Genomic DNA, 12,827 nt, shown 5'->3' with positions numbered 1-12,827 from the left:
GAGCAGCATACAACGGCTGCGCCCGTAGAACGAAACTACCACGGGCACCCACGCCCCCACCCCGGTTCCGGGCCCGGCCCGGGTCTACCCTGCGGTGCAGCCCAGCCTCCCCTCCCACGTCCGCCACCGCGGCGTGGAGGGACCGCCGAAGGAGGACCTCGTTGCCCCAGCCCCTCGATGCCCTGGCGGTCCGCACCTGGTGCTCGCTCGCTCTGGACGCACTGGGCCGGGAGCGCGAGGAGATCGACGCGATCAACGTCTATCCGGTCGCGGACGGTGACACCGGCACCAACCTCTATCTGACCGTCGAGTCCGCGGCCACCGCCGTGGAGGCGGTCTTCGCCGCGTACGGGACCGGCTCGGCCGCCCCCGCGCTCGCCGACACGGTGCGGGCCATGGCGCACGGGGCGCTGATCGGGGCGAGGGGCAACTCGGGGACGATCCTGGCGCAGTTGCTGCGCGGCATGGCCGAGGTGCTCGGGGAGCGGGGCGGCGGGGCCGCCGAGGCGCTCCGGCGGGCCGCGGAGTCCGCCCGCGAGGCGGTGGCGCACCCGGTGGAGGGCACGATCCTGAGCGTCGCCTCCGCCGCCGCGCAGGCCGCGCACGGCACGGCGCACGGCGACGACGCGGCGGCGGTCGCGGCCGCCTACTCGGGCGCGCGCCGGGCTCTGGCGGAAACGCCGGGACAGCTCGAGGTGCTGGGCCGGGCCGGCGTCGTGGACGCCGGAGGACAGGGCCTGGTGGCGGTGCTGGGCGCGCTGGCCGAGGCGGTGACGGGGGAGGCGTCGGTGCGGCCCGCGGTGCGCGCCCACCCCGCCGTGACGACGGCGGCCGAACCGTGTGCCGAGGGAGGTCCGGCCTTCGAGGTGATCTACCTCCTGGAGGCCGACGACACCGCCGTGGCCCGGCTGAGGTCCCGACTCGACGCGCTCGGCGACTCGCTGGTCGTGGTCGGCGGTGACGGGCTGTGGAACGTCCATGTGCACGTCGACGACGCGGGTGCGGCGGTGGAGGCCGGAGTGGAGGCGGGCCGGCCGTACCGGATCCGGATCACCCACTTCGCGGCGGCCGGGCACGCCGAGCCCCGGGAGCGGGTCCAGCGGGCCGTAGTCGCCGTGGTGCCGGGGGAGGGACTGGCCGGGCTGTGCGCGGACGCCGGCGCGACGACGGTGCTCGCCCGGCCCGGCGAACCGCCCGCCAGCGGTGAGCTCGTCGACGCCATCCGGCGGGCGCACGCCCGCGAGGTCGTGCTCCTCCCGAACGACACCGAGCTGCGGCACACGGCGGCCGCCGCGGCCGAACAGGCCCGCACCGAGGGCGTCCGGGTCGCCCTCATCCCGACCCGCTCGGCGGTCCAGGGCATCGCCGCGCTCGCCGTCCACGAGCCCGGGAGGCGCTTCGACGAGGACGTCGTCGCCATGACCTCGGCGGCGGGCGCGACGCGCTACGGCGAACTGGCCGTCGCCGAGCGGCAGTCCTTCACGTCCGCCGGCGTCTGCCAGGCGGGGGACGTGCTGGGGCTCATCGAGGGCGATGTGGCGGTGATCGGCGGGGACCTCGCGACCACCGCCGAAACGGTTCTGGACCGCATGCTCTCGGCCGGCGGCGAACTCGTCACCCTGGTCCTCCCCGAGGACGCCCCGCCGGAGCTCGGCGAGAGGCTGGAGGCGCACGTGCGCGCGGGACACCTGGCGGTGGACACGGTGATCTACCACGGGGGCGCGGGAGCCCCGCTCCTCGTCGGCGTGGAGTGACCGCCCGCCCGCGGACGGTGGCTCCGTGCGGTTTCCGGACGGTTCGCGGGGGACCGGGCTCCGACGGCCGCCCGCCGCGCCTCCCCGGCGCCTCGGGTGCGCGCCGTACGCCCTGCGGAACGCGCCGTTCCCGCGGGCGCCTGACGGTTGTCGGTGCCGTGGTGTGCAATGGACGGCGTGCTGGACGAACCGCTGACCAAGACGCTCGGCCCCGCGACCGCCAAGGTCATGGCCGAGAACCTCGACCTGCGTACCGTCGGTGATCTGCTGCACCACTACCCGCGCCGGTACGAGGAGCGCGGACAGCTGACCCGGCTCGCCGAGCTGCCGCTGGACGAGCACGTGACCGTCGTCGCCCAGGTCGCCGACGCCCGCGTGCTCACGTTCAACGGCGGGCGCGGCCAGCGGCTGGAGGTCACCATCACCGACGGCAGCGGACGGCTCCAGCTGGTGTTCTTCGGGCGCGGCGTCCACCGGCCCCACAAGGACCTGCTGCCCGGTACCCGCGCCATGTTCGCCGGCAAGGTCTCCGTGTTCAACCGGAAGCTGCAGCTCGCCCACCCCACGTACGAACGGCTCGACGCCGAGAGCGGCGAGGGAGCGGTCAGCGCCTTCGCCGGAAAGCTCATCCCGATCTACCCGGCCTGCAAGGGCCTGGAGTCCTGGAAGATCGCCAAGGCCGTCGACGCCGTCCTCCCGCACGCGACGGAGGCCGTGGACCCGCTGCCGGCCACGCTGCGCGAGGGCCGTGGCTTCGTCCCCCTCCCGCAGGCCCTGCTCAAGATCCACCGTCCGCAGACCAAGGCCGACGTGGAGGACGCGAGACAGCGGCTCAAGTGGGACGAGGCCTTCGTCCTCCAAGTCGCCCTCGCCCGGCGGCGGTACGCGGACGCGCAGCTCCCCGCCGTCGCCCGCCGGCCCGTGCCGGACGGACTGCTCGACGCCTTCGACGCGCGGCTGCCGTTCACCCTCACCGAGGGGCAGCGGAAGGTCTCCGCCGAGATCTTCGGCGACCTGGCCACGGAGCATCCGATGCACCGGCTGCTCCAGGGGGAGGTGGGCAGCGGGAAGACCATGGTCGCCCTGCGCGCCATGCTCGCCGTGGTGGACGCGGGAGGGCAGGCGGCGATGCTCGCGCCCACCGAGGTCCTCGCCCAGCAGCACCACCGGTCCGTCGTCGAGATGATGGGCGACCTCGCCGAGGGCGGGATGCTCGGCGGCGCCGAGCGCGCCACCAAGGTCGTGCTGCTCACCGGATCCATGGGCGCGGCCGCCCGCCGCCGTGCCCTGCTCGACCTCGCCACCGGCGAGGCGGGGGTCGTCATCGGGACGCACGCCCTGATCGAGGACAAGGTGCAGTTCCACGACCTGGGCCTGGTCGTCGTGGACGAGCAGCACCGATTCGGCGTCGAGCAGCGCGACGCCCTGCGCGGCAAGGGCAAACAGCCGCCGCATCTGCTGGTCATGACCGCCACCCCGATCCCCCGCACGGTCGCCATGACGGTCTTCGGCGACCTGGAGACGTCCGTGCTGGACCAACTGCCCGCGGGACGCTCGCCGATCGCTTCGCACGTGGTCCCCGCCGCGGACAAGCCGCACTTCCTGGCGCGGGCCTGGGAGCGGGTGCGCGAGGAGGTCGAGACCGGTCACCAGGCCTACGTCGTCTGCCCGCGCATCGGCGACGACCTCGACACTTCCGCCGAGGCCCGGCGGAAGTCGCCGGAGGACGAGGCCGAGAAGCGGCCGCCGCTGGCCGTGCTGGACGTGGCCGGGCAGCTGACGGCCGGACCGTTGAAGGGCCTGCGCGTGGAGGTGCTGCACGGCCGCATGGCGCCCGACGACAAGGACGCCGTGATGCGCCGCTTCACCGCGGGCGAGGTGGACGTGCTCGTCGCCACGACCGTCATCGAGGTCGGCGTGAACGTGCCGAACGCCACCGCGATGGTCATCATGGACGCCGACCGTTTCGGCGTGTCCCAGCTCCACCAGCTGCGCGGCCGGGTCGGCCGCGGCTCGGCCCCCGGGCTCTGCCTGCTCGTCACGGAGATGCCCGAGGCGAGCCCCGCACGCGCCCGGCTCGGTGCGGTCGCCGCCACCCTGGACGGCTTCGAGCTCTCCCGTATCGACCTCGAACAGCGCCGCGAGGGCGATGTGCTGGGCCAGGCCCAGTCGGGAGTGCGCTCCTCGCTCCGGGTCCTCGCGGTCATCGAGGACGAGGAGATCATCGCCGCTGCCCGCGACGAGGCGGTGTCCGTCGTCGGCGCCGACCCGGAGCTGGAGGGACTCCCGGAGCTGCGGACGGCGCTGGACGCCCTGCTGGACAAGGACCGCGAGCAGTACCTGGACAAGGGCTGAGCCGCGGCTCCGACCCGAGCGCGTTCCTCCCCGTGCCGCAGGGGCCCGGGGAAGGCCTGCCCTGCGCCGGCCGCAGCGCTCCTTCCGCACCGGGACCGGGGACGGGCGTGGCTCCCCGGCCGCGCGGAGCCCATATCGTGGAGGTGACCGGATCGGTCCGACGGCCACGACCAGGCCGCACGAGCCGATCGAGCACCGTCTTCCGCGAAGGACCCAGATGACCCGCGTGATCGCCGGTGCGGCCGGCGGACGCCGCCTGGCCGTGCCGCCGGGCAACGGCACCCGCCCCACCTCGGACCGGGCGCGCGAGGGCCTGTTCTCCACCTGGGAGTCGCTGCTCGGCGGCTTCCGGGGACTGCGCGTGGCGGATCTCTACGCGGGCTCGGGCGCCGTCGGTCTGGAGGCGCTGTCCCGCGGCGCGTCCCACGCCCTGCTCGTCGAGGCCGACACCCGCGCCGCCCGCACGGTCAGGGAGAACGTCCGGACCCTGGCCCTGCCGGGAGCCGAGGTCCGCGCCGGCCGTGCCGAGCAGGTCGTGCAGGGACCGCCGCCGGCGGACCCGTACGACGTGGTGTTCCTCGACCCGCCGTACGCCGTCACCGACGACGATCTTCGGGAGATTCTCCTCACACTCCGCGCGGGGGGCTGGCTCGCGGAGTGCGCCGTCGTCACCGTGGAGCGCAGCACCAGGGGCGGAGAGTTCGCCTGGCCCGACGGGATCGAACCCTTGCGGGCCCGTCGCTACGGCGAGGGGACGCTTTGGTACGGTCGCGCCGCCTCTACGTGCGAAGACGCACCATGACCGGACCGGAGAGCGAGGGACTTCAGTTGCGCCGCGCCGTCTGTCCGGGGTCGTTCGACCCCATCACCAATGGACACCTCGACATCATCGCCCGCGCCTCCAAGCTGTACGACGTGGTGCACGTGGTGGTGATGATCAACCAGTCCAAGCAGGGACTGTTCACCGTCGACGAGCGGATCGAGCTGATCCGCGACGTCACCGCCGAGTACGGCAACGTCGAGGTCGAGGCCTACCACGGCCTGCTCGTCGACTACTGCAAGGAGCGGGACATCCCCGCCATCGTCAAGGGCCTGCGGGCGGTCAGCGACTTCGACTACGAGCTGCAGATGGCCCAGATGAACAACGGTCTGTCGGGCGTCGAGACGCTCTTCGTGCCGACCAGTCCCACCTACAGCTTCCTGTCGTCCTCGCTGGTCAAGGAAGTCGCGGCCTGGGGCGGAGACGTCTCCCACCTGGTGCCGCCGGCCGTCCTGGAGGCGCTGACCGAACGGCTCCCGAACAAGTGACGCGGGAGACGGCACGCACGGCCCCTTCCTGACGTGCCGTCATCCGGTGTCGGACCGGCGTCGACTGGCCGTACAGTCGTTGCGTCCGGCTCCAAAACGGCTGTAGTGACTGTAGAGAGTGGCGAGCACACGGTGGACGTGCAGAAGAAGCTCGACGAGATCGTCGAGGCGGTCGGGAACGCCCGGTCCATGCCCATGTCGGCCTCCTGCGTGGTCAACCGCGCCGAACTGCTCGCGATGCTCGAAGAGGTGCGGCAGGCACTGCCCGGCTCGCTCGCCCAGGCCCAGGAGCTGATCGGCGACCGGGAGCAGATGGTCGAGCAGGCCCGCCAGGAGGCCGAGCGGATCATCCAGGCCGCCCACTCCGAGCGCGGCTCGCTGGTCTCCGACACCCACATCGCCCGGCAGTCCCAGGAGGAGGCCGACCGGATCCTCGCCGAGGCCCGGAGGGAGGCCGAGGAGATCCGCGCCGAGGCCGACGACTACGTCGACTCCAAGCTCGCCAACTTCGAGGTCGTCCTCAACAAGACCATCGGCTCCGTCGACCGGGGGCGCGAGAAGCTGCTCGGCCGCGGCCACGGCCCGGACGACCGGGGCTACGTCGACCCCGCCGACGACGACGCCCCCGAGTACAGCGCGGACCCGCAGACGCTGATCCGGCGCGCGGACGACTACGTCGACGCCAAGCTGGGCGCCTTCGAGGCGGTGCTGTCCAAGACGCTGGAGGCGGTCGGCCGGGGCCGGCAGAAGCTGCACGGCCGCATCGCGACGGACGAGCTCGGCGCGCACATGGCGGCACAGGAGGCCGCCGGGACCGGGCGGCACACCAGCGACGCCGACTATCTCGCCGGGCTCGCGGAACTGGCGGACCCGGAGCCCCGGGCGCAGCAGCCGCAGGCCCCGCTGCCCCAGATCCCGGCGCAGGCCGACCCGTACGGCTACCAGCCCGCGGCGGCCCAGGCCCAGCCGCAGGACGTGTACGGGTACCAGCAGGACCCGTACGCCGGAGGCTACGGACAGCAGCAGGGCTACGACCCGGCGTACGCCCAGGGGTACGGTCAGGACCCGTACGCCGGAGGCTACGGCGCCCAGCAGCCGCAGCCTCAGCAGGCCCATCAGGGCCACGCCCAACCCGCCTCGCTGGACGAGACGAGCTTCTTCGACACCAGCATGATCGACATGGAGCAGCTGCGGCGCTACGAGCAGGGCCGCTGATCCGGTAAGCACCGGATTGGGCCTGGAGCGAACGGTCCAGTATCCTGGCTCTTCGGTCGCGCGAGCGTGGATTGATGCTGCGCTGGATTCGTGGCCTCCCGCACTCGATCCGAAAGCAGGAAGAGCCCTGAACGCCCGCCTCGACCACCGCAACCCCCTCGTGTTCGACACGCACGAGCTGGGCCGGCGGCCCGGTGCGCTCCAGCGGCTCTCCCGTTCCGTTCCGGCGCCTGCAGCGCCGGCGGTCCTCGGCGTCGAAGGGGTCATCGGCGTGCCCGAGGGCGCGCCCGTGGAGCTGGAGCTCCGCCTCGAGTCCGTCATGGAAGGGGTGCTCGTCACAGGCACCGCCCGTGCGACGGCCGAGGGGGAGTGCGTAAGGTGTCTGGAGCCGCTGCGCCATGAGGTCGTGGCGGACTTCCAGGAGATGTTCTCGTACCCCGACGCCGACGACCGGGGCCGTGCCAAGGAGTCGGAGCCCGGCGACGACGCCGAGGACGAGGACGTGATCTTCCTCGAGGACGGAATGTTCGACCTCGAGCCCGTGCTGCGTGACGCGGTGGTGCTCGCACTGCCGATGCAGCCGGTGTGCCGGGAGGACTGTGCAGGGCTGTGCTCCGACTGCGGGGCCGACCTGAACGCCGATCCGGACCACCACCACGACGCCGTCGACATGCGTTGGGCGGCACTGCAGGGACTCGCCGATTCACTCGGAACCGGTGAGAAGGACAAGAAGAGCGGCGACGCGCCTCGATCAGCACGCGTCGACGAGAAGCAGGAGAAGTAGCCGTGGCTGTTCCGAAGCGGAAGATGTCGCGCAGCAACACGCGCCACCGCCGGTCGCAGTGGAAGGCTGCGGTCCCCACCCTGGTTTCGTGTGAGCGTTGCCAGGAGCCGAAGCAGCAGCACATCGCGTGCCCGAGCTGCGGCACCTACAACAAGCGCCAGGTCCTCGAGGTCTGAGCGGCTGGTGAGAGGCGCGATGTCTGACAGCATCAGTTCGGCCTCGTCCCACACGCTTCTGGAAGGGCGGCTCGGGTATCAGCTCGAGTCCGCCCTTCTGGTGCGCGCGCTGACCCATCGCTCGTACGCGTACGAGAACGGCGGTCTGCCCACCAACGAGCGGCTGGAGTTCCTCGGGGACTCGGTGCTCGGACTGGTGGTCACGGACACGCTCTACCGCACCCACCCCGACCTGCCCGAGGGCCAGCTGGCCAAACTGCGGGCCGCGGTGGTCAATTCGCGTGCGCTGGCGGAGGTCGGGCGCGGCCTCGATCTCGGGTCCTTCATCCGCCTCGGCCGGGGCGAAGAGGGCACGGGCGGGCGGGACAAGGCCTCCATCCTCGCCGACACCCTGGAAGCGGTGATCGGCGCGGTCTATCTCGACCAGGGCCTCGATGCGGCGTCCGAGCTGGTGCACCGGCTCTTCGACCCGCTGATCGAGAAGTCCTCGAACCTCGGTGCCGGCCTGGACTGGAAGACCAGTCTCCAGGAGCTGACGGCCGCCGAGGGGCTCGGAGTGCCCGAGTACCTGGTCTCCGAGACGGGTCCGGACCACGAGAAGACCTTCACTGCTGCCGCCCGCGTCGGTGGTGTCTCGTACGGCACCGGCACCGGCCGCAGCAAGAAGGAAGCGGAACAGCAGGCGGCGGAGTCCGCGTGGCGTGCGATCCGCGCCGCCGCCGACGAACGCGCGGCGGCGGCGAGGGCCGCCGAAGCCGCGGAGATCGCGGAGGCCGGAGGGGCCGCCGACACCCCTTCACCCCGCGCCACCGCCTGACGCTTCGCTTCCGGACCCCGCCGCGCCCGCGCGGCGGGGTCCTTCCCTTCCCGCAGGCGTTCCTCCGACCCGCACCGGCTGCCGGGGCGGGAGGGCCGCGGCTCGCCGGGACGCGGCGCGGAGGTACGCTGCGGGCGTCGAGTCGGTCGAGATCCGGAGGAGATACGTGCCCGAGTTGCCCGAGGTGGAAGTCGTGCGGCGGGGACTCGAGCAGTGGGTCTCCGGGCGGACCGTGGGCGACGTCGAGGTCCTGCACCCACGGGCCGTGCGCCGGCACCTCGGCGGCGGGGGCGACTTCGCCGCGAGGCTCCGGGGACAGCGGATCGGAACCGCCCGGCGGCGCGGCAAGTACCTCTGGCTGCCGCTGGAGGACAGCGGCAGCGCCGTCCTCGGACACCTCGGCATGAGCGGGCAGCTGCTCGTACAGCCGGAGGCGGCCGCGGACGAGAAGCACCTGCGGATCCGGATCCGTTTCGAGGACGGCCTCGGCACCGAACTCCGCTTCGTCGACCAGCGCACCTTCGGCGGACTGTCCCTCCACGACACCACCCCGGACGGGCGGCCGGACGCGATCGCCCACATCGCCCGGGACCCCCTCGACCCCGAGTTCGACGACGCGGCCTTCCACACGGCGCTCCGCCTGCGCCGTACGACGATCAAGCGGGCCCTCCTCGACCAGGCCCTGATCAGCGGTGTGGGCAACATCTACGCCGACGAGGCACTGTGGCGGGCCAGACTCCACTACGACCGGCCAACGGCCGCTCTGACCCGCCCCCGCTCCGCCGAACTCCTCGGCCACGTGCGGGACGTGATGAACGCCGCCCTCGCCGTCGGCGGCACCAGTTTCGACAGCCTCTACGTCAACGTGAACGGCGAATCCGGGTACTTCGACCGGTCGCTCGACGCATACGGGCGCGAGGACGAGCCCTGCCGCCGCTGCGGTACGGTGATGCGTCGCCGCCCCTGGATGAACCGCTCCAGCTACTACTGCCCGCGTTGTCAGCGCCCGCCGCGGCCGGCCCGCTCGTTGCCGCGCGTCGCGTCGTAGCGTCCGCGGGCGGCCGGCACCTCCGGCATCCGCCCCTCCACGCGACGGATCAGCACGAGCAGCCGCTCCGTGACCTCCCGTCCGAGCGGGGTCGGGCTGTATCCCGAGGAAAGCGGAGGCGGAGCCCTTCGTGGACCCGGAGGCTCGGGACGCGGCCCCGCCCGGCCGTCAGCGAACGCGTCCAGGCCGTCCCCCCGTGGCGTGACCGGCGGTGGTACCGAACGTCCCGTGCGCACGAAGTGCGTTGAGGCGGCCGTTGCCGTGCGGGGGCTGTCGGTGGCAGGCACTAGCGTGTCAGCAGCTTCCCGTCGATCTTCGTACGCCTGAGGAGTCACGATGCCCGGAGACACCCCCGAGCCGTGCGCGAAGGACCTGCGCGCCCTGATACCGGAGTACGCGGGGCTTGCCCGGGAGGCCACCCTCCTCAACCCGGAGCCGGGCGACCCCGGTGTGCGGGAGAGCTCGCTGGGAGGCGGGCTGCTGTGGCCCGGGGACGAGCCCTGGCCGTACTGCGCCCAGGAAGACCACTGGACGTACGGATCCGACTGGGGCAACCGCACCGAGATCGTCCCGGGCGCGGTGCCGATGGTGCCGATCCTCCAACTGTTCGCCAGGGATGTGCCGGGGCTGGAGTTCCCGCAGGGGAAGGACCTGCTGCAGCTCGTGTGGTGCGCGCTGGTCCATGAGCAGGACCCGGGGCCGGTGATGCCGCAGCTGTACTGGCGCAACGAGGCGGAGGTCGTGGCCGCAGGTCCGCTGTCCGTGATCCCCGGCGTGAGCGAGGGGGAGTACGACGAGGACCACATGCCGGAACCGTCCACGGTGTCCCCGACCAGGGCGCAGGACTTTCCGAGATGGCTGGATCTGCCCGAGGAGGTGCGGGAGACGTGGGAGCCCCGTCTCCGGGTGTCGACGGGCGGCTCGGTGCGGCCACCCGACTCCAACGTCATCGGGACGAAGGTCGGCGGCTGGCCCGCCTGGACGCAGCCTGCCGACTGGCCGGACTGCGAGAGCGGACACCGCATGGAGCACCTTCTGACCATCACCGGTGACATACGGCTCGGCGACTGCGGCGGCGTCTACTTCTTCCACTGCCGCCAGTGCCCAGGCCTTCCGTGGGACTGGCGCTTCGACTGCCACTGACGGCTGAGGCCGGTGGAGCGGTGTCGCCGCTGCCCTGCCCCGCACTGCCCGGGCAACCCGAGCCTGCCGGGCCTCGGGCCGCGAAGACCGGTACCCGGCACGGGCGAGAGCGTCATGGCCCTGAGCCGGCTACGCGGCCACCGTCACGCCCAGCCCGCGGACGCAACCCGCACCCGATGCCCGCCGGTCACTCGCGCGTTGCCGCGAACGCGGTCCGGGCCGCCCCGGCGGCCGACGACGGCCTTGGGGCGGCCCGGGGGAGTGTGCGGGGCGCGAGGTGTACTCAGAAGCCGAAGTCCTGCGTCCACCAAGGACCGCCCTGGGCGAAGGAGACCCCCACGCCCAGCGTCCGGTACTCGCAGTTGAGGATGTTCGCGCGGTGGCCGTCGCTGTTCATCCAGGCGTTCATCACGGTCCGGGCGTCGGCCTGGCCGCGGGCGATGTTCTCGGCACCCAGTCCGCCGACGCCGGCCTGGGCGGCACGGTCCCAGGGGCCGTCGCCCTCGGGGTCGGTGTGGTCGAAGAAGTCGCGCGCGGCCATGTCGGAGCTGAACCGGCCCGCGAGGCGGCCCAGCGAGGCGTCCGCCCGCACCGGGGCGCAGCCCACCTTGGCGCGTTCCTTGTTGACCAGGGCCAGCACCTCGGCCTCCGCCGCGTTCTCGCCGGACGGTGCCTTGGGCCGCGGCTTGGCGGGGACGGGGACGGCCCGGCGCTCCGGGGCCGACTTCCGCTCCGCGGCCCTGCTGCCCGGAGCCTCGGAGCTTCCGGGTGCGGCCGGTGGCTTCGCCGAAGGTGCCTTCCTCGCCGGCGGCTCCGGCTTGGACGCGGCCGCCGACGGGGAGCCCTTCTGCGTCTTCCCCGTCGTCGAGGACATGCCCTTCGACGGGCGGGGGGCCGCCTCGGCGGAGGTGCGCTGCGACGGGGTCGCGGCGGTGCCGCCCTGGGTCTCGAGGGCACCGCCCGCCGCCTCGCGCACGTGCTGCGCGGCGGTCTTCCGGCTTTCCGTGGTGAACACGTCGCCGCCCGGCACCAGCCCGGCCGCGACGGCGACGGTGCCGACCGCGGCCGCGGCGGCGATCCCGAGCAGTCCGGTGCGTACGGGCCCGGGAACCCGCTTCTTCCGGCGGTGGCGTCCCATCCGCTCGCCCTTCCGGTCTCGACTTCAGCTGGATCAGTGGAATGACTCGCCCGAACGGGCGAAGTCCGTTGCGTCGCGACTGTACGCGATGTCGGGAGTGGGCGATGTGACCCGAGTGGCATTGACCGGTACGCGTCCGTGTAGGTTTCGCGCATGCATGAGCACGCACGGATGACCGCATGGGTACGCGGTCGCGTACAGGGAGTGGGCTTCCGCTGGTTCACCAGGGAAAACGCTCTGGGGATAGGCGGGCTCCGCGGCTTCGCGCTCAATCTCGACGACGGCAGGGTGCAGATCGTGGCGGAAGGCCCGCGTGAGAATTGCCACCGTCTTCTGGAGTGGCTGCGGTCGTCCGACACGCCCGGCGCCGTCGCCGGCGTCACCGAAATCTGGGGCGCTCCGCGCGGGGGCTACGACGGATTCGCGATCCGCTGATCGGAAGACCCGGCATGGGTACACGATGTGTTCATCCGACTGCCCACAGCATGCGTGTTCGAAAGAAACGCGCTGGTGGTTGCCAATAACGGTCCCGCCGTGCCAGGCTGCGCCAGTAACGATGATCTCCGAGCCCCCGGGGCCCGCAGGAGAGCCGCCGCCGCGCGTTCCGCGGCCGCGAGCCCGCGGCTTGCCCCCGATACGGGGCGTGATCGTGTTGACCGTCAAACTTTTTGGTGAGACGCTGGAAGCCCCGCGCACCCTAGCTGTTTGGCAGCAAGAACCGCAGTGAGTACAAGCGCTGCCGAGCACCGCGGGTGCGAAATCCCTCACGACCCACACCGCATCGGTCGGTCACTCAGTGTGGAGGACCATCCATCATGGCAAAGGCGCTTCTCGGTTACGTCGGCGGTTCCGACCCGCGACTCCTCGCCGAGATGCGACGGCTTCAGCAGCGCGTCCAGGACCTGGAGTCCGAGCTCGTACGGATCCAGTCCGAGAACGACGCGCTGAGCGCTGCCGCCGCACAGCACCGTGGCGAGTCGTTGCTCGAAGGCATCGACATCGACGTACCCAAGGGCGAGCCGGCGCTCACCTGATCCCAGATCCCGTGGGGATCCGGTGAGGAACTCACTCGCACGGCAGGTATGTATG

At 72.4% G+C, this 12,827-nt stretch carries 13 protein-coding genes; 12 read left to right on the top strand and 1 reads right to left on the bottom strand.

Annotation, left to right across the window (positions count from 1 at the left end; all coding sequences use genetic code 11):
- Window positions 1-161 precede the first annotated feature (161 nt).
- The 10 genes from O7595_RS08905 (at window position 162) to O7595_RS08860 (ending at window position 10,600) form a co-directional block, all read left to right on the top strand.
- Window positions 162-1,754, top strand: a complete 1,593-nt coding sequence (locus O7595_RS08905) for a DAK2 domain-containing protein (protein WP_269728188.1) — start codon at window positions 162-164, stop codon at window positions 1,752-1,754.
- Window positions 1,755-1,922: 168 nt separating this feature from the next.
- Window positions 1,923-4,109, top strand: coding sequence for an ATP-dependent DNA helicase RecG (recG, locus tag O7595_RS08900; RefSeq protein ID WP_269728187.1), 2,187 nt, complete (start codon window positions 1,923-1,925; stop codon window positions 4,107-4,109).
- Window positions 4,110-4,326: 217 nt separating this feature from the next.
- Window positions 4,327-4,911 carry a 16S rRNA (guanine(966)-N(2))-methyltransferase RsmD gene (gene rsmD / locus O7595_RS08895; protein WP_269728186.1) on the top strand — a complete coding sequence of 195 codons (585 nt, stop codon included), beginning with the start codon at window positions 4,327-4,329 and terminating at the stop codon, window positions 4,909-4,911.
- Window positions 4,908-5,417, top strand: coding sequence for a pantetheine-phosphate adenylyltransferase (coaD, locus tag O7595_RS08890; RefSeq protein ID WP_269728185.1), 510 nt, complete (start codon window positions 4,908-4,910; stop codon window positions 5,415-5,417). Before rsmD ends, coaD begins: the two co-directional genes overlap by 4 nt.
- Before the next feature lie 132 nt (window positions 5,418-5,549).
- Window positions 5,550-6,632: an ATP synthase F0 subunit B gene (locus O7595_RS08885; protein ID WP_269732424.1), complete on the top strand. Its 1,083-nt coding sequence runs from the start codon at window positions 5,550-5,552 to the stop codon at window positions 6,630-6,632.
- A 160-nt stretch (window positions 6,633-6,792) separates the two neighbouring features.
- On the top strand, window positions 6,793-7,416 hold the full coding sequence (locus O7595_RS08880) for a YceD family protein (RefSeq protein WP_269728184.1): 624 nt from the start codon (window positions 6,793-6,795) through the stop codon (window positions 7,414-7,416).
- A 2-nt stretch (window positions 7,417-7,418) separates the two neighbouring features.
- Window positions 7,419-7,592 (top strand): 50S ribosomal protein L32, encoded by a 174-nt coding sequence (rpmF, locus tag O7595_RS08875; protein ID WP_026165248.1) that lies wholly within the window; start codon window positions 7,419-7,421, stop codon window positions 7,590-7,592.
- Window positions 7,593-7,611: 19 nt separating this feature from the next.
- Window positions 7,612-8,409 carry a ribonuclease III gene (rnc, locus tag O7595_RS08870; RefSeq protein ID WP_269728183.1) on the top strand — a complete coding sequence of 266 codons (798 nt, stop codon included), beginning with the start codon at window positions 7,612-7,614 and terminating at the stop codon, window positions 8,407-8,409.
- 166 nt (window positions 8,410-8,575) lie between these two features.
- The gene (gene mutM / locus O7595_RS08865; protein WP_269728182.1) at window positions 8,576-9,457 is read left to right on the top strand and encodes a bifunctional DNA-formamidopyrimidine glycosylase/DNA-(apurinic or apyrimidinic site) lyase; all 882 of its coding nucleotides are present in this window, start codon (window positions 8,576-8,578) and stop codon (window positions 9,455-9,457) included.
- A 336-nt stretch (window positions 9,458-9,793) separates the two neighbouring features.
- Window positions 9,794-10,600: a hypothetical protein gene (locus O7595_RS08860; RefSeq protein ID WP_269728181.1), complete on the top strand. Its 807-nt coding sequence runs from the start codon at window positions 9,794-9,796 to the stop codon at window positions 10,598-10,600.
- A 283-nt stretch (window positions 10,601-10,883) separates the two neighbouring features.
- On the opposite strand, the gene O7595_RS08855 is transcribed toward O7595_RS08860, so the two are convergent.
- A complete protein-coding gene (locus O7595_RS08855) occupies window positions 10,884-11,738 on the bottom strand; it encodes a CAP domain-containing protein (RefSeq protein WP_269728180.1) in 855 nt (284 codons plus the stop codon).
- A gap of 153 nt (window positions 11,739-11,891) precedes the next feature.
- Here O7595_RS08855 and O7595_RS08850 point away from each other — a divergent pair, with 153 nt between their 5' ends.
- Both O7595_RS08850 and O7595_RS08845 read left to right on the top strand, forming a co-directional pair.
- A complete protein-coding gene (locus O7595_RS08850; RefSeq protein ID WP_269728179.1) occupies window positions 11,892-12,173 on the top strand; it encodes an acylphosphatase in 282 nt (93 codons plus the stop codon).
- Window positions 12,174-12,553: 380 nt separating this feature from the next.
- On the top strand, window positions 12,554-12,772 hold the full coding sequence (locus O7595_RS08845; protein WP_269728178.1) for a hypothetical protein: 219 nt from the start codon (window positions 12,554-12,556) through the stop codon (window positions 12,770-12,772).
- Window positions 12,773-12,827 lie beyond the last annotated feature (55 nt).

The sequence above is a fragment of the Streptomyces sp. WMMC940 genome, from assembly GCF_027460265.1.
Classification (GTDB): domain Bacteria; phylum Actinomycetota; class Actinomycetes; order Streptomycetales; family Streptomycetaceae; genus Streptomyces.
This window is presented reverse-complemented; position numbering and strand designations above follow the sequence as displayed.